Below are 17064 nucleotides of genomic sequence, written 5' to 3'. Positions count from 1 at the left end.
TTAATTAAGGGAGGGGTTAAATGAGCAATAAACCATGGCAACAGATGTATCCAGAGGGGATACCGACGACGTTGATTTATGATGATAAGCCTGTGCAGACATATTTAAAGGAATCTGCTGTGAAACATCCTTATAAAGTATCTATTCATTTTATGGGTAGAGAGCTTACATTTAAGGAAGTGTATGAATCTTCTTTAAAGTTTGCTGCTTATTTGAAAGAATTAGGTCTTGAAAAAGGTGATCGTGTTGCTATTTTATTGCCCAACTGTCCACAGTCTGTTATTTCGTATTTCGGTATTTTGATGGCTGAAGGCGTTGTTGTACAGACTAATCCCACATATACAGAACGAGAGTTAGAGTATCAAATGAAAGATGCAGAAGCGAAAATAATTGTCACGATGGATATTTTGTTTCCGCGTGTTGCAAAGATTGCCCCGAAAACGAATATCCAACATATTATTGTAACCGCTATCAAAGACTACCTTCCTTTTCCAAAAAACCTTATATATCCTTCTATTCAAAAGAAACAATACGGTATCGTTGTAAAAGTAGAGCATGCTGGCAATCATCATTTATTTAAAGAAGTGATGAAGCAGGATGTACCAGAAGAAATATCTAGTTCATGCGATATCGACCATGATGTAGCCCTATTACAATATACAGGGGGGACAACAGGATTTCCAAAGGGAGTTATGCTGACGCATAAAAACTTAATCGCTAATACGAAGATGTGTCAGGCTTGGTTATATAAAAGTAAACCAGGTCAGGAAAAGGTGCTTGGTATTTTGCCGTTTTTTCATGTATATGGCATGACAACTGTATTGCTGCTGTCCGTTTTGGATGGCAATATGATGCTTCTTTTACCGAAATTTGATGTAGAAACGGTGTTAAAAACGATTCATAAGCACAAACCGACAATATTTCCTGGAGCACCGACTATTTATATTGGAATTTTGAATCACCCTGATTTGAAGAAGTATGACCTTTCTTCTATTAAAGCCTGCCTAAGTGGTTCCGCTCCTCTACCTCTAGAAGTACAGGAACAATTTGAACGGGTCACAGGCGGAAAATTGGTAGAAGGATATGGGCTTTCTGAAACGTCTCCCGTCACGCATGCTAACTTTATTTGGGATGAACCGCGTGTAAAGGGAAGTGTTGGAGTCCCGTGGCCGGATACGGAAGCTGCGATTTTATCGTTAGAAACAGGCGAACCATTAGGGCCGAATGAAATAGGGGAGATTGGTATTAAAGGTCCCCAAGTGATGAAAGGGTATTGGAATCGCCCAGAGGATACGGAAAATACATTCAAAAACGGCTGGCTTTTAACAGGAGATTTAGGCTATATGGACGAACAAGGCTTTTTCTACGTTGTGGAACGTAAAAAAGATACCATTATCGCAGGCGGTTTTAATATTTATCCGAGGGAGATTGAAGAGGTTCTATATGAACATGAAGCGGTGCAGGAAGTAATAGTCGTTGGAATTCCTGATCCATATCGTGGTGAAACGGTCAAAGCTTATGTCGTTTTGAAATCTGGTCATACAGTCACGGAACAGGAGCTTAATGAGTTTGCTAGAAAGCATTTAGCCGCCTATAAAGTTCCGCGCTTATATGAGTTTAGAGAAGAGCTGCCTAAAACAACGATTGGGAAGATTTTACGTCGAGTGCTCATAGAAGAAGAGAAAAAGAAATGGGCTGAAGATGAAAAGAAAGCATAATCGTATTATGCGGAGCGATAATTTTTGGCTCCGTAACTACAATTAGGTTGTACAAGTTATCCTATAAATGGGTTTATTTTGTAGAAATGTTATTGACAGTAATAAAATACCACTTTATTATAGAAACATGAATGATTATTCATTCATGTTTCTGAAAGGAGACAACTAGTGAAAAGTAGTAGGCCAAAGTATATGCAAATTATTGATGCAGCCGTTATTGTTATTGCTCAAAATGGTTACCATCAAGCTCAAGTATCAAAGATTGCTAAGCAGGCGGGAGTAGCAGATGGGACAATCTATCTTTACTTTAAGAATAAAGAAGATATTTTGATTTCATTATTCCGGGAAAAAATGGGTTACTTTGTTGAACAGATTCAAGAAGGTATTAAAGAAAAATCCAGCGCAGTGGATAAATTGTTTGTCTTGATTCAAAAACATTTTCAAATCCTTTCAGAAGACCCGAACTTAGCCATCGTGACTCAATTAGAATTAAGGCAATCTAATAAAGAATTACGTCATAGGATTAATGATGTGTTAAAAGGATATTTAAGCCTTGTGGATCGAATTGTTATCGAGGGAAAAGAAACGGGAGAATTCAGGTCTACCCTTAATGTCAAGCTCATGAAAAATATGATTTTTGGCACAATGGATGAAGTAGCAACAACTTGGGTGATGAATGACCAAAAATATTCACTAACAGATCTTGTCCCAGAAGTTCATCGATTATTAACAAATGGTTGTAGTTCTAGTAATTAACGATGTTTAGATAAGAGTGACGATATCGTCGCTCTCAACTAAACTCGATAATGAAGCTCACTTTTCCATTGGAAAAGAAGAGTGATACATATCAAGCGTTTATTTATGGCTTGAGAATTCAGCGAGAATGATGGAGGAGAAGAAATGGAGTACTTAAAGCTTTCAGTTGAGAATCATGTTGCTTTTGTTACTATTAATCGGGCACCTGCAAATGCACTTTCTTCAGGAATGATTAAGGAGATATCTGAACTCTTAGATGAGATTAGCCAGAATGAAGAAGTACGAGTTATCTTGCTCCACGGTGAAGGAAGACTCTTTTCAGCAGGAGCTGATATTAAGGAGTTTACTAATATTGAAAGTGGTTCTGCTTTCTCGACCTTCGCTGCTAATGGTCAAGCGGTATTTGAAAGAATCGAAAAGTTTCCAAAGCCAGTCATTGCTGCTATTCACGGGGCTGCATTAGGCGGTGGTCTTGAATTAGCGATGTCTTGTCATATTCGCTTAGTAACAGAACGAGCAAAGCTTGGTTTACCAGAGCTGCAATTAGGTCTAATCCCAGGTTTTGCAGGTACACAAAGACTTCCACGCTATGTTGGTACAGCAAAAGCTGCGGAAATGTTATTCACAAGTGAACCGATTACAGGAATTGAAGCTGTTCAATATGGACTGGCGAATCAAGCTTATTCAGATGAAGAATTACTTCCGAAAGCAAAAGAACTAGCTTTTAAAGTAGCGAAGAAAAGTCCGCTTGTTTTAAAAGCTATTATTGAACTATTAAACTATTCAAAGCATAATTCTTATTACCAAGGTGTCGAAAATGAAGCAGCACAATTTGCTAAAATTTTCGATTCAGAAGATGCAAAAGAAGGCATTAATGCATTCATTGAAAAAAGAGAACCGCTTTTTACAGGTAAATAAGTAAAAAAACGTAAAAAAATATATTTTTTTCTAAAATATTAAAGGAATTTGTTGGATTTTGAAGAATACTTAGTATATATGGATTTTGACTTTTCAGAATCTTAGGAATTTAAAACACTCAGGAGGGATTATCGTGAACATTTATGTATTACTGAAAAGAACATTTGATACAGAAGAAAAAATTACGCTTTCTAACGGCAAAATCAATGAAGAGGGAGCTGAATTTATTATTAACCCTTATGATGAGTATGCTGTGGAAGAAGCGATTCAAGTAAGAGACGCTCAAGGCGGCGAAGTAACGGTTGTTTCTGTCGGCAACGAAGAAGCTGAAAAACAACTGCGTACGGCTTTAGCAATGGGTGCCGATAAAGCAGTGTTAATTAATATTGAAGATGACGTAGAAAATGGAGATCAATTTACAACAGCGAAAGTATTGGCTCAATACTTAAAAGATCAAGAAGTAGATCTTATTATAGCAGGAAATGTAGCGATTGATGGCGGTTCTGGTCAAGTGGGACCACGTGTTGCAGAACTTCTTAATATTCCTTATGTAACAACGATTACAGATTTAAATATTGCAGGTACAACAGTAAGTGTTACGCGTGATGTAGAAGGGGATTCAGAAACAATTGAAACGACTCTTCCACTGTTAGTAACAGCACAACAAGGTCTAAATGAGCCACGTTATCCTTCTTTACCAGGAATCATGAAAGCGAAGAAAAAGCCGCTTGAAGAATTAGAATTAGATGATTTAGATCTAGAAGAAGATGATGTGGAAGCGAAAACAAAAACAATCGAAATCTTTTTACCACCTACAAAAGAAGCAGGAAAAGTACTAAGTGGTGACATTTCTGCACAAGTTGGTGAACTTGTTCAATTATTACGCAGTGAAGCAAAAGTCATCTAATTATTAGAGATCTTGAAATAAACAGACGAGTGAATAGATAAAAAAGAGCGCAGGAGGTTTTTATAATGGCTAGCAAGTTTCTTGTATTAGGAGAAGTTCGAGATGGTTCACTAAGAAATGTATCATTTGAAGCAATTGGTGCCGCAAAAGTTGCTGCAGACGGCGGAGAAGTAGTTGGTGTGTTAATTGGAGAAAGCGTTCAAGCTTTAGGAGTGGAGTTAATTCAGTATGGTGCAGACCGAGTGGTCGTTGTAGAAGATGCTAAACTAGCTCAATATACTTCTGATGGTTTCTCACAGGCTTTGCTTGCTGTGATTGAAGCAGAAAATCCAGACGGTTTAATTATCGGACATACTTCATTAGGAAAAGATTTAGCACCAAAAATAGCTGGAAAATTAGAAGCAGGCTTAATCTCAGATGTTACAGCTCTTGAAGTAGCAGGCGGAAACACTGTGTTTACTCGCCCGATTTATTCTGGTAAAGCATTTGAGAAGAAAATTGTCACAGGCGGTCTAGTTTTTGCAACGATTCGTCCAAATAACATTGAACCATTACAAAAAGATGAGTCTCGTTCAGGGGATGTTGTTACACTGTCTGCGAATATTACAGACTTACGTACAATTATTAAAGATGTTGTTCGAAAAGCAAGTGAAGGTGTAGATCTTTCAGAAGCAAAAGTTATCATTTCTGGTGGTCGTGGTGTGAAAAGTGCAGAAGGCTTTGAACCATTAAAAGAACTTGCAGAAGTTCTTGGTGCAGCAGTTGGGGCTTCTCGTGGTGCTTGTGATGCAGATTATTGTGATTACTCTTTACAAATTGGACAAACTGGAAAGGTTGTTACACCGGATTTATATATCGCATGTGGGATTTCCGGAGCTATCCAACATTTAGCAGGAATGTCTAACTCAAAAGTAATCGTTGCTATTAATAAAGATCCAGAAGCAAACATCTTCAATGTTGCTGACTACGGTATTGTTGGTGACCTATTTGAAGTCGTTCCACTTTTAACAGAAGAATTTAAGAAGTTAAAAGTAAACGCTTAAATTATAGAAATACAAAAGGTATTCATCGGCTCGTCTGATGAATATCTTTTCGTGTACATATACATAGATAGTTTTGGGGAAATTAGCGATGAAGCAAATTAATAGCACGAACATAATCATCAATGGTATACTGTTTTTGATTATTTGAGTAAATATGAGGAGGATTTTATAAATGGCTATTGTAAATGCAACTGATCAAACTTTTGCAGCTGAAACAAACGAAGGTGTTGTTCTAGTTGATTTTTGGGCTCCGTGGTGCGGACCTTGTAAAATGATTGCTCCTGTTCTTGAAGAGCTTGATAGTGAAATCGCTGGTAAAGCGAAAATCGTTAAAGTGGATGTTGATGAAAACCAAGAAACAGCTGGTAAATTTGGTGTTATGAGTATTCCAACATTAATCGTTCTTAAAGACGGTGAGGCTGTCGATAAAGTAGTTGGTTTCCAACCAAAAGAAGCTTTAGCTGAACTTCTTGCTAAACACGCTTAATGATTGCAAAGAAATCTTCGAGTCTGAGACTTGGAGATTTTTTTTTGCTTTAAGAAAGTTTAATCGTTTTTAAGGATTAAACTATTAAGAAAAGACACTAACTTTCGCTATTACAGGTGATAAGTTTTGTTTTTAGTCCCTCACAATGTAGATGTTATTTTTTAAGATAGGAGTATTTCCTGTATAGTAATAACAAGAAGAAATAATAAGGCGGGGAAGTTCATGAATCAGCAAATCAAAAATAAATTAGCCCTTCTTCCAGATCAACCTGGCTGTTATTTAATGAAGGACCGTCAAGGGACAGTTATTTATGTCGGGAAAGCAAAAGTTCTTAAAAATCGTGTGCGTTCTTATTTTACAGGCTCACATGATGGGAAAACGTTACGACTTGTAAATGAAATTGAAGACTTTGAATACATTGTCACATCCTCTAATATTGAAGCTCTTATTTTAGAGTTGAACTTAATCAAACAACACGATCCAAAATATAATATTATGTTGAAGGATGATAAAACGTATCCATTTATTAAGCTTACAGCAGAGAAGCATCCTCGCCTTCTTATTACAAGGAAAGTGAAAAAAGACAAAGGGAAATATTTTGGTCCGTATCCCAATGTGACTGCTGCTACTGAAACGAAAAAGCTGCTTGATCGAATCTATCCGCTTCGTAAATGCGATACGCTGCCGAATCGAGTGTGCCTTTATTATCATTTAGGTCAGTGTCTTGCTCCTTGTGTGAAGGAGGTAGAGCAAGCACAATATACGCAAATTGTAGATGAAATCAATCGTTTCTTAAATGGCGGACATGTCGAAATAAAGAAGGCGTTAACAGAGAGCATGCATGCCGCTGCTGAAGAATTAGATTTTGAGCGAGCAAAGGAGTTGCGTGACCAAATTGCTCATATTGATGTTACGATGGAAAAGCAAAAGATGATGACGAATGATTTTACAGATCGCGATATTTTTGGGTTTGCCTATGATAAGGGTTGGATGTGTGTGCAGGTGTTTTTCGTACGTCAGGGGAAATTAATTGAACGCGATGTTTCGCTTTTTCCAGCTTATAATGAACCAGAGGAAGAACTGCTTACCTTTTTAGGCCGTTTTTATGAAATGGATCATCACTTAAAGCCAAAGGAAATTTTGATTCCAGAGACAGTTGAGGCAGACCTAGCGGAACGTCTTCTCAATGTGAAAATTATTCAACCAAAACGTGGTCAGAAAAAGGACATGCTTGATTTAGCGAATAAAAATGCTAAATTAGCACTACACGAAAAATTCTCTCTTCTTGAACGAGATGAGGAACGATCCATAAAGGCTGTCGAGAATTTAGGGAAGCAGTTAGGAATTTATACACCTCATCGTATTGAAGCGTTTGATAACTCCAATATTCAAGGAACAAATCCTGTATCTGCACTAGTTGTATTTATAGATGGGAAGCCAGTAAAAAAAGAATACCGCAAATATAAAATTAAAACGGTGCAAGGGCCGGATGATTATGAATCGATGCGGGAAGTTGTACGCAGAAGATATTCACGTGTGTTAAAAGAAGGCCTGCCATTACCGGATTTAATCATTATTGACGGAGGAAAAGGACATGTTGAAGCGGTTAGGGATATTTTGGAGAATGAATTAGGCCTCGATATACCGTTAGCTGGTCTAGTAAAGGATGAGAAGCATCGTACATCTGAATTGATGATAGGGAATCCGCTTGAAATTATTCCACTTGATCGACAGAGTCAGGAGTTTTATTTATTGCAGCGAATTCAAGATGAAGTGCATCGATTTGCGATAACCTTCCATCGGCAACTTCGTGGGAAAAATGCGATTCATTCACAGCTTGACGATATTTCAGGAGTTGGTGAGAAAAGGCGTAAGCAATTGCTTAAATCATTCGGTTCGCTTAAAAAAATAAAAGAAGCCTCTATTGAAGAGCTCGTTCAAGCAGGTATGCCCGAAAAAGTAGCAGAGGCCATCTTCCAAAAATTTCAGAGATGAACTTGATTCACTTTCTCCTCTATGCTATACTCAAGAAGAATTTTGAACATGACAATTAAAGAGTGCTGATAGAGGTGCGAGATTCAATAGTAGAAACCTGGAGAAGTATGAGCTTCTGTGAAAGGTTTTGAAAGGGGAAATCGCCGAAGGAAAACAAAACTCATACTTTGTTTTTCTGGTTTGACATTGAATAAATGGCAGACTGTCAGGAAGAATTTCCTGGAGAGCTATCTCACTGTATTTGCCGTATTTATAGTATTTTTCGCGGACAAAGCAATGAGATATATCTCGTTGCTTTTTTTGTGCTTGTACATATCAAATTCAGTTTAGTGTAAACAACAGAGAGGATGAATGAATATGCCAATTATTGTACAGAAGTTTGGCGGTACATCCGTCGGAAGTGTCACAAAAATTAAAAATGTGGCAAGACGGGTCATGGAAGAAGTAGAGAGAGGGAACGATGTCGTTGTCGTCGTGTCAGCGATGGGCAAAACAACGGATGAATTGGTAACAATGGCAAAGGAAATTACAGCTACTCCAAGTAAGCGTGAAATGGATATGCTGCTGTCAACAGGTGAGCAGGTTACGATTTCTTTATTAACAATGGCCTTACTTGAGCAAGGTCAGCAAACCATTTCATTTACAGGATGGCAGGCAGGAATTCAAACGGAAGCGGTCCATGGAAATGCACGCATTTTACAAATTGATACGAAACGTATGGAAGCGGAACTACATGCAGGGAAAGTAATTGTCGTTGCTGGATTCCAAGGGGTAGATGAGGAAGGGAATATTACGACATTAGGGCGCGGAGGTTCAGATACAACAGCTGTTGCACTAGCTGCAGCACTGAAAGCGCAACGCTGTGACATTTATACGGACGTAACCGGCGTATTTACGACGGACCCACGCTATATTAAAGAGGCGAGAAAGCTCTTATCGATTTCATATGATGAAATGTTAGAACTTGCAAATTTAGGAGCTGGCGTACTTCACCCACGTGCGGTTGAGTTTGCTAAAAATTACCACATTCCACTAGAAGTACGTTCTAGTATGGAGAAAGAATCAGGGACGATTATTGAGGAGGAAGCAACAATGGAAGAAAATTTAATTGTAAGAGGTATTGCCTTTGAAGATAAAATTACACGTGTGACGGTGTTTGGTTTACCGCGTACACTTAGCACTTTATCAACGATTTTTACGACGCTTGCAAAGCATCATATTAACGTAGATATCATTATTCAAACAATGACATCTGAAGAGACAACAAATCTTTCGTTTTCAATTAAAAGTGAGGCTCTTCAAGAAGCTCTTCAAGTATTGGAAAGTAATAAACCGAACCTTGAGTTTGAAAGAATCGAAACAGAAGATGGCTTAGCGAAAGTATCAATCGTTGGTTCGGGTATGGTCTCAAACCCTGGAGTCGCAGCTGAAATGTTTGAAGTGATGGCGAATACGGGAATCCAGGTGAAAATGGTTAGTACATCAGAAATTAAAGTGTCAACTGTTATCAATGAACAGGAAATGGTTAAAGCGGTAGAAGCTCTGCATGTTGCCTTCAACTTAGGTGCCCATTCAAAAACGTTAGCTTAATTAAAGAGGTGTAAAACAGACTTACTTTATTGTAAGTCTGTTTTACAGCACGATTAAAGTGGATCTTTTGGATCCCATTGAACCGTGAAAATGACTCTTTTTGCGCGTTTTTTAATTTCAGCAACTGCTTCACTGCTGCATTTTTTTTGAAGGGCGCTCTGCTCGGCGAGGAATCCAGTTTCTAGTTGGAAATGGCAGTCCGAATAGAGCTCTAGGCGGCGATTGATAATTTCTCCGGTTAAGGTGAGTTCCATTTCATTTTTTGTTTCTTTTTCGATGATTAAATCACCCCAGCCAGCACTTTGAAAAAATGCAACCACTTCACCCATACTACTCAAAGGGAACTTTCTAGCTAACTGTTTTCCAGTCCAATAAAGGATTTGGTAGGAGTCTTGTCCGAGGATATTATCTAAGACAATTTCTCGAATGAGTTCATAGCCAAAAGTAGGAATTTGAAGTTCGTTTATTGCAGAGTCTTCTAAAGTTTCTGCGAGATTTTTTTTCATTGTGAATCGCCTCTTTCTGTAAATCTATTATAAACAATTTTCATTTTGATGCTGTACTATTTTTTAAAATATTTTCGGGAATTATTGGGAAATATTAACATGCTATTTCATGATATAGATGCCTATAATAATAATTTTTGTAAAAATTTAGATAATTTAGAATTCACCTTGGTAGATTATCATGAATTTCTATCGTGAAAAAAAGAAATCTTGTATCCGTTTTCTTGACGCACATACAAGTGAGGAGTAAAATAGTGGTGTCACATAATTGTAAAAAAGTATAGGGAAAGTTCTATGCTTGCATTTGTGCGAGGATAAAAGGTAGCCACCAATTTATCTGAGCATGATTTTTCACAAATTAAGGGGGGGCACTTAGTGGCAAAAAATCGTGAGTTTGGAAATCGTAGGCTTCATTCACTTCTTGGGGTAATTCCAATCGGGTTATTCCTCATCTTCCATCTATCAGTGAACTTTATGGCAACAAAAGGAGAGGAAACTTTCAATACTGCGGCTCATTCAATTGAATATGTGCCAATGTTGATGGTGGTAGAGTGGGTTGTCATTTATCTACCATTGATTTTTCATGCTGTTTATGGAATTTATATTGCTTTTACAGCTAAAAACAATTTAGGAAGATTCGGGTTCTTCCGTAACTGGATGTTCATGTTACAACGTGTAACTGGAATTATCACTTTAATTTTCCTAGTTTGGCACATTTGGCAAACTCGAGTTCAAAAGGCTTTAGGAGCAGAAGTTAACTTTGACATGATGGCTGAAATCTTCTCAAGTCCAGCTATGATTGCATTCTACATTGTGGGTATTATCTCAGCAATTTTCCACTTTGCTAATGGATTATGGTCATTTGCAGTTAGCTGGGGATTAACAATCACACCTAAATCACAAAAAATTATGACGTATGTTACATTAGTAGTATTCGTTGTACTTTCTTACATTGGTGTTAGCGCAGTTTTCGCTTTTGTATGATAACAGGAAGAAGATAACAAGACTTTGATAATGGAAATAAGGGAGTGACAAGATTGGGTAAAGGTAAAATAGCTATCGTCGGTGGCGGACTAGCAGGTTTAATGGCTACGATTAAAGCGGCAGAGATGGGGAAACAGGTTGAGTTATTCTCACTAGTTCCTGTAAAACGCTCTCACTCTGTATGTGCCCAAGGCGGTATTAATGGAGCAGTTAATACAAAAGGTGAAGGGGATTCTCCATGGATCCACTTTGATGATACAGTATACGGTGGGGACTTCTTAGCGAACCAACCACCAGTAAAAGCGATGTGTGAAGCAGCACCAGGAATTATCAATATGTTTGACCGTATGGGTGTTATGTTTAACCGTACAGCAGAAGGTTTACTTGACTTCCGTCGTTTTGGTGGAACACAACATAGCCGTACAGCATTTGCTGGCGCAACAACAGGTCAACAATTACTTTATGCGATGGACGAGCAAGTACGTCGTTATGAAGTAGAAGGTCTTGTAACGAAGTATGAGGGCTGGGAATTCCTTGGAGCAGTAATCGATGAACAACAAACAGCACGCGGAGTTGTTGCTCAAAACTTAGCTTCTATGGAAATTAAAGCATTCCCTGCTGATGCTGTTATTATGGCGAGCGGTGGACCAGGAATTATCTTTGGTAAATCTACAAACTCCATGATCAACACAGGTTCAGCAGCATCTATCGTATATCAGCAAGGTGTTAACTATGCGAACGGTGAGTTCATTCAAATTCACCCAACAGCGATTCCTGGTGATGACAAACTTCGCCTAATGAGTGAATCTGCTCGTGGTGAAGGTGGACGAGTATGGACATATAAAGACGGAAAACCTTGGTACTTCTTAGAAGAAAGATACCCAGCATACGGAAACTTAGTACCTCGTGATATCGCAACTCGCGAAATCTTCGACGTATGTGTAAACGATAAGCTAGGTATCAATGGGGAAAACATGGTTTACCTTGATCTTTCACATAAAGATCCAAAAGAACTTGATATTAAACTTGGTGGTATCATTGAAATTTACGAGAAATTCATGGGTGAAGATCCACGTAAACTTCCAATGAAAATTTTCCCTGCGGTTCACTATTCAATGGGTGGACTATGGGTAGATTATGACCAAATGACGAATATCAAAGGTCTATTTGCTGCTGGTGAGTGTGATTACTCTCAACACGGTGCGAACCGTCTAGGAGCTAACTCTCTTTTATCTGCTATCTATGGTGGATCTGTAGCTGGACCAAATGCAGTTAAATATATCGATGGTTTAGAGAAAACAACGGACGCACTTCCTTCTTCATTGTTTGACGGTTATGTAAAACAAGAGCAAGAGAAATGGAATAGCGTCATGTCATTAGACGGTACAGAAAATGCTTATGTTCTTCATAAAGAGCTTGGAGAATGGATGACGAATAACATGACGGTTGTTCGTTACAATGATAAATTGAAAGAAACAGATAACAAAATTCTTGAGTTGATGGAACGCTATAAAAACATCAACATTAACGATACTGCTAAATGGAGCAACCAAGGTGCTGCATTTACTAGACAATTACAAAACATGTTCCAATTAGCTCGTGTTATGACAATTGGTGCCTTGAACCGTAACGAAAGCCGTGGAGCTCATTACAAACCAGATTTCCCAGAGCGTGATGATGAGAACTTCATGAAAACAACAATGGCTACGTTCAAAGGTCTAGATCAAGCGCCAGCATTCCATTATGAAGATATCGATGTGTCGCTAGTTCCACCTCGTAAACGCGACTACACAACTACACATTAAGAAGGGAGAGAACACCAAATGTCTGAAACTAAAACTGTACGTTTTATCATCACTCGTCAAGATACACCAGATTCAGCTCCTTATGATGAGGAATTCGAATTACCGTATCGTCCTAATATGAACGTAATTTCAGCATTAATGGAAATTCGTCGTAATCCTGTAACAAAAAGTGGTAAGCAAACAACACCAATCGCTTGGGATATGAACTGTTTGGAAGAAGTTTGTGGTGCTTGTTCAATGGTTATCAATGGAAAACCAAGACAATCATGTACAGCACTTGTTGATCAATTAGAACAACCTGTTCGTCTTGCTCCAATGCGTACATTCCCAGTTGTTCGTGACCTTCAAGTTGACCGTAGCCGCATGTTCGACAACTTGAAAAAAGTAAAAGCTTGGATTCCAATCGATGGAACGTACAATCTTGGACCAGGTCCTCGTATGCCAGAGCGTAAACGTCAATGGGCTTACGAATTATCTAAATGTATGACTTGTGGTGTATGTCTAGAAGCATGTCCAAATGTGAATGACAGCTCAAACTTTATTGGACCACAACCATTATCACAAGTTCGTTTATTCAACGCTCATCCAACTGGTGCGATGAACAGAGCAGAACGTTTAAATGCAATCATGACAGATGGAGGACTTGCTAACTGCGGTAACTCACAAAACTGTGTGCAGTCTTGTCCAAAAGGTATTCCATTAACAACTTCGATTGCAGCTCTTAACCGTGATACTACAATCCAATCATTCCGTAACTTCTTCGGAAGCGATCAAGTTTAATAAATAGTATGAAAAGAACCTGTATCTTATGATATAGGTTCTTTTTTTGATTATTTTCATTCTAGTTCTATGATTGAAAGGTGTGTGAGACTATTTAATGAATTGAGGGATATTATGTAAAAATCTTTCAATTATATACATTTTGCTTTAAAATGAATGAATAACCATTCATTGAACAAGAGGAGGCAGCATTTTGAGTAGAATCTCATATATTGAAAATTTTGAACAGTGGCAAGCTAGTTTTTCTTTTAAGCAAGAGGTAAAGGTTCGTTTTTCGGAAACAGATATGTTCGGTCATCTAAATAATACGGTTACATTCACGTATTTTGAGGAAGCAAGAATGGAGTATTTCAAGCATCTAGGTTTGATGCAAAAATGGTTAGAGGCAAACGATGATGCCATCATTGTTGTAGCTGATTTGCAATGTGATTATCTTCAACAAGTGTTTTTTGATGAACACTTATATGTGCACGTTAAGGCAGCCAAAATCGGTACTTCGTCTGTGGATCTTCATTATATGATTACAAGAGAAGACGGCTCAGTTTGCTATACAGGCAGGGGAGCAATTGTTCAAATTTCGAAAGCTACTGGGAAATCCCTTCCTTGGGCTGAAGAAGTGAAAGCGGTATTGGGACAATTTCAAGAAGTAGAGTAAGAAAAGAAAATTTAAATTATATAAGCAAAAGAGTCACTCCCTCACCTTTATCGACATACTATATCGTGACTAAATAGACACCCACTCCGGGTTTTATGCTGGTGAAGGCAAGGAGGGTTACATTAATTGAAGGAGAACGAATTCACTCATAAGCCACTACTCACCAAAAGAGAAAAGGAAGTATTTGAGTTACTAGTACAGGACAAAACAACAAAAGAAATCGCAGGTGAATTGTTTATAAGCGAGAAAACAGTTCGAAATCATATTTCTAATGCGATGCAAAAGCTTGGAGTTAAGGGGCGTTCACAAGCGGTTATAGAACTCCTTCGTATGGGAGAGCTTAAGCTTTAATGTTTTGACTGCATTCTATGTAAATATTCATATAGAAACTTCTCTCCCATTGTGAGCAGCATCAAAGGAAATGTTAAACAATTCATTGTTCAACACCTATGTTGCTGCTCTATTTTTGTCCTATAACTATATAATATTAGGACGCTGCTGATTCTAGGATTGTTGCGTGTGAAACCTTGGTTTCACACGTCTTATATTTTAACAGTTAAAAGGTTGTAGTATAAAAAGATATTGATTTTTATAAAGAGGGGAGATAAGTCGTGTTTTTCTAACCAATGGTTGAAATCTCATTCACTTTCATCCAAAATGGGAGTATGATAAGGTTTCAGGAAGCGGATAAGAAGCTAGAGTTATGAAGTAATTTGTTGCTTGATTGACATGCTACTTTCTTTAGTAATATAGACAACGCTTCTTTGAAAGCTACTTTAACAAAGTTGCACCATGAAATGAAGGAAGAATGAGGCGAGTTTTTTGAAATCAATTGGAATTATAGATTCAGGAGTCGGTGGGTTGACGGTTGTAAAAGAAATTATGCGACAGCTTCCTAACGAACAGATTATCTATTTAGGAGATACGGCTAGATGTCCCTATGGACCAAGATCGAAAGAAGATGTAAAAAAATTCACGTGGCAAATGACCCGTTTTCTATTAAAACACGATATTAAAATGCTAATTATTGCTTGTAATACAGCGACAGCTGCTGTTTTAGAGGATATTCGAGCAGAACTGGCAATTCCTGTGCTAGGGGTTATTCATCCTGGAGCAAGGGCAGCAATCAAAGTATCCGATACGTTACATATTGGTGTAATCGGCACGATTGGAACGGTAAAAAGTCATGCGTATGATGAAGCGCTTGCTTCTATTAATGATCATGTGAAAGTGACAAGTTTAGCCTGTCCAAAATTTGTTCCAATCGTTGAAAGCGGTGAGTTTGAGGGAGAGATTGTGGACAGGGTTGTCGCAGAAACATTAAAGCCTTTAAAGAAAACAAAGATTGATACGTTAATTCTTGGTTGTACACATTATCCATTGCTTGGTCCAGTTATTTCCCGCTATATGGGAGGTCGTGTACAGGTAATTTCCTCAGGGGATGAAACGGCCCGTGAAGCAAGTGTAATCTTGGACTACTATCGATTAATGAATCGAAGTAAAGTGCGTCCTATCCATCGTTTTTTCACGACAGGATCTAAAGATATCTTTAGTGAAATTGCTTCTAAATGGCTTAATCGTGATATTGAAACGGTTGAAACCATTAAAATTGATTCTTTATAGGACTTCCATTTGGAGGTCTTTTTTTTAGTTTTTCTATAAGATTCCTATATTATGGACTATATAATTTACCCCCGCTTCTTTCAATAAAAGGTCTAAAATCTTAGAGGGCTCGTATAAATAGTAGTACAAACTGTCCTAGGAGTGATTTTATGTCCAAAATAAGAAAAATAACAGTAGTGACAACGCTTTTAGCCTCTTCTGTTTGGCTTGCTGGCTGCGGCTTATTTGGTGGGGAAGAGAAAAAACAAATTGATCCTCCTACAGATGTTTCCTTAGTAGATGAGCAGCCGGCTCTTGAGGAGACGAATGGTAATAGTCAAAGCGGGGAAGGAAAAGAAGAAGCAGTTAAGAATACAATTAAGAGGGAGCTTTATTTAATTGATAAAGATGGTTACGTTGTCCCGCAAACGATTGAACTACCGAAATCTGAAGGAGCAGCAAAACAGGCTTTGGAATATTTAGTCGAGAAAGGCCCTGTGACAGATATGCTGCCAAATGGTTTCCGAGCGGTTCTCCCTGCGGATACACAGGTAGATGTAGATATTAAAGACGGTGTCGCCATTGCCGACTTCTCAAAAGAGTTTAAAAATTACCAAAAAGAAGATGAGTTAAAGATTTTACAAGCTATTACTTGGACACTGACTCAATTCGAATCCATTGAGAAAGTGCAGTTGCGCTTAAACGGTGAGGAATTAACAGAAATGCCCGTAGGAGGCACACCGATTCATGAAGAATTATCACGTGCGTCAGGGATTAATCTAGATACAAGTGATGTTGTTGATATTACGAATACAAAAGCATTAATCGTTTATTATGTAGGGGGAGAACCAGGCAATTATTACTATGTCCCGGTTACACGTCGAGTAAGTGAAAATACGGAAGATAATATTACGGCTGCTATTTCCGAATTAGCGAAGGGACCGGCGATGTCGTCTAAGCTTCAAACTGAATTTGTTCCAGATATCGCTTTGGTTGATAAGCCGGTTCTTGAGGATGGCAAAGTGACGTTGAATTTTAATGAGTCTATTTTAAATAGCTTTAAAGAGAAGGAGAAGAAAGTGTCACAATCTTTGTTAAATGCACTTGTTTTATCTTTAACTGAACAAAAAGGAATCGAAAGTGTAGAAATACAGGTGAATGGCAAAGCGGACGTAGTCAATGAAGAAGGGAAAAAGTTATCAGAGCCAGTCGTTCGTCCGGATCAAGTGAATACAGGAAGCTTCTAATATTGAAAATGGAGGTTAGCGATACGCTGCCTCTTTATTTTTTTATCCAATCGAGCCATTTGTGTTAGACT

The 17064-nt window shown here is 38.1% G+C and carries 16 protein-coding genes and 1 riboswitch; of the genes, 15 read left to right on the top strand and 1 reads right to left on the bottom strand.

Annotated elements, in window-relative coordinates:
- The first annotated feature begins 20 nt into the window (after window positions 1-20).
- The 8 genes from ACE199_RS06455 to ACE199_RS06420 all read left to right on the top strand — a co-directional run bounded on the left by ACE199_RS06455 (window position 21) and on the right by ACE199_RS06420 (window position 9414).
- Complete coding sequence (locus ACE199_RS06455; RefSeq protein ID WP_375349047.1) at window positions 21-1718, top strand: AMP-binding protein; 1698 nt, start codon at window positions 21-23, stop codon at window positions 1716-1718.
- A gap of 168 nt (window positions 1719-1886) precedes the next feature.
- Complete coding sequence (locus tag ACE199_RS06450; RefSeq protein ID WP_127761575.1) at window positions 1887-2474, top strand: fatty acid metabolism transcriptional regulator FadR; 588 nt, start codon at window positions 1887-1889, stop codon at window positions 2472-2474.
- A 144-nt stretch (window positions 2475-2618) separates the two neighbouring features.
- Window positions 2619-3392 (top strand): enoyl-CoA hydratase, encoded by a 774-nt coding sequence (locus ACE199_RS06445; RefSeq protein WP_375349046.1) that lies wholly within the window; start codon window positions 2619-2621, stop codon window positions 3390-3392.
- Window positions 3393-3525: 133 nt separating this feature from the next.
- Window positions 3526-4299: an electron transfer flavoprotein subunit beta/FixA family protein gene (locus ACE199_RS06440; protein WP_252286947.1), complete on the top strand. Its 774-nt coding sequence runs from the start codon at window positions 3526-3528 to the stop codon at window positions 4297-4299.
- A gap of 65 nt (window positions 4300-4364) precedes the next feature.
- Window positions 4365-5342, top strand: a complete 978-nt coding sequence (locus ACE199_RS06435) for an electron transfer flavoprotein subunit alpha/FixB family protein (RefSeq protein ID WP_127761572.1) — start codon at window positions 4365-4367, stop codon at window positions 5340-5342.
- A gap of 172 nt (window positions 5343-5514) precedes the next feature.
- Complete coding sequence (trxA, locus tag ACE199_RS06430; RefSeq protein WP_119116787.1) at window positions 5515-5829, top strand: thioredoxin; 315 nt, start codon at window positions 5515-5517, stop codon at window positions 5827-5829.
- Window positions 5830-6051: 222 nt separating this feature from the next.
- On the top strand, window positions 6052-7824 hold the full coding sequence (uvrC, locus tag ACE199_RS06425) for an excinuclease ABC subunit UvrC (RefSeq protein ID WP_375349044.1): 1773 nt from the start codon (window positions 6052-6054) through the stop codon (window positions 7822-7824).
- Window positions 7825-7885: 61 nt separating this feature from the next.
- Window positions 7886-8062, top strand: a riboswitch (Lysine riboswitch).
- Between the two features lie 119 nt (window positions 8063-8181).
- Window positions 8182-9414 carry an aspartate kinase gene (locus ACE199_RS06420; RefSeq protein ID WP_375349043.1) on the top strand — a complete coding sequence of 411 codons (1233 nt, stop codon included), beginning with the start codon at window positions 8182-8184 and terminating at the stop codon, window positions 9412-9414.
- A gap of 53 nt (window positions 9415-9467) precedes the next feature.
- Here the strand turns inward: ACE199_RS06420 and ACE199_RS06415 are convergent, their stop codons facing one another.
- Window positions 9468-9920 carry a YslB family protein gene (locus ACE199_RS06415; protein ID WP_252286941.1) on the bottom strand — a complete coding sequence of 151 codons (453 nt, stop codon included), beginning with the start codon at window positions 9918-9920 and terminating at the stop codon, window positions 9468-9470.
- A 375-nt stretch (window positions 9921-10295) separates the two neighbouring features.
- Between ACE199_RS06415 and ACE199_RS06410 the strand changes: the two genes are divergently transcribed.
- From ACE199_RS06410 to ACE199_RS06380, 7 genes are all read left to right on the top strand, one after another.
- Window positions 10296-10904 (top strand): succinate dehydrogenase cytochrome b558 subunit, encoded by a 609-nt coding sequence (locus tag ACE199_RS06410; RefSeq protein WP_375349042.1) that lies wholly within the window; start codon window positions 10296-10298, stop codon window positions 10902-10904.
- A 53-nt stretch (window positions 10905-10957) separates the two neighbouring features.
- Window positions 10958-12709, top strand: a complete 1752-nt coding sequence (sdhA, locus tag ACE199_RS06405) for a succinate dehydrogenase flavoprotein subunit (protein WP_375349041.1) — start codon at window positions 10958-10960, stop codon at window positions 12707-12709.
- Between the two features lie 18 nt (window positions 12710-12727).
- On the top strand, window positions 12728-13489 hold the full coding sequence (gene sdhB / locus ACE199_RS06400) for a succinate dehydrogenase iron-sulfur subunit (RefSeq protein ID WP_375349040.1): 762 nt from the start codon (window positions 12728-12730) through the stop codon (window positions 13487-13489).
- 193 nt (window positions 13490-13682) lie between these two features.
- Window positions 13683-14144, top strand: coding sequence for an acyl-CoA thioesterase (locus ACE199_RS06395; RefSeq protein WP_375349039.1), 462 nt, complete (start codon window positions 13683-13685; stop codon window positions 14142-14144).
- A 126-nt stretch (window positions 14145-14270) separates the two neighbouring features.
- Complete coding sequence (locus ACE199_RS06390; RefSeq protein WP_028392149.1) at window positions 14271-14495, top strand: helix-turn-helix domain-containing protein; 225 nt, start codon at window positions 14271-14273, stop codon at window positions 14493-14495.
- Between the two features lie 471 nt (window positions 14496-14966).
- Window positions 14967-15767 carry a glutamate racemase gene (racE, locus tag ACE199_RS06385; protein ID WP_127761561.1) on the top strand — a complete coding sequence of 267 codons (801 nt, stop codon included), beginning with the start codon at window positions 14967-14969 and terminating at the stop codon, window positions 15765-15767.
- Between the two features lie 149 nt (window positions 15768-15916).
- Window positions 15917-16993, top strand: a complete 1077-nt coding sequence (locus ACE199_RS06380) for a GerMN domain-containing protein (RefSeq protein ID WP_375349038.1) — start codon at window positions 15917-15919, stop codon at window positions 16991-16993.
- Window positions 16994-17064: the final 71 nt, after the last annotated feature.

It is taken from the genome of Peribacillus sp. Hz7 (assembly GCF_042136355.1).
GTDB lineage: Bacteria > Bacillota > Bacilli > Bacillales > DSM-1321 > Peribacillus > Peribacillus asahii_A.
Note: the sequence above shows the minus strand (reverse complement) of the source record. Positions and strands in the feature narration are given on the sequence as shown.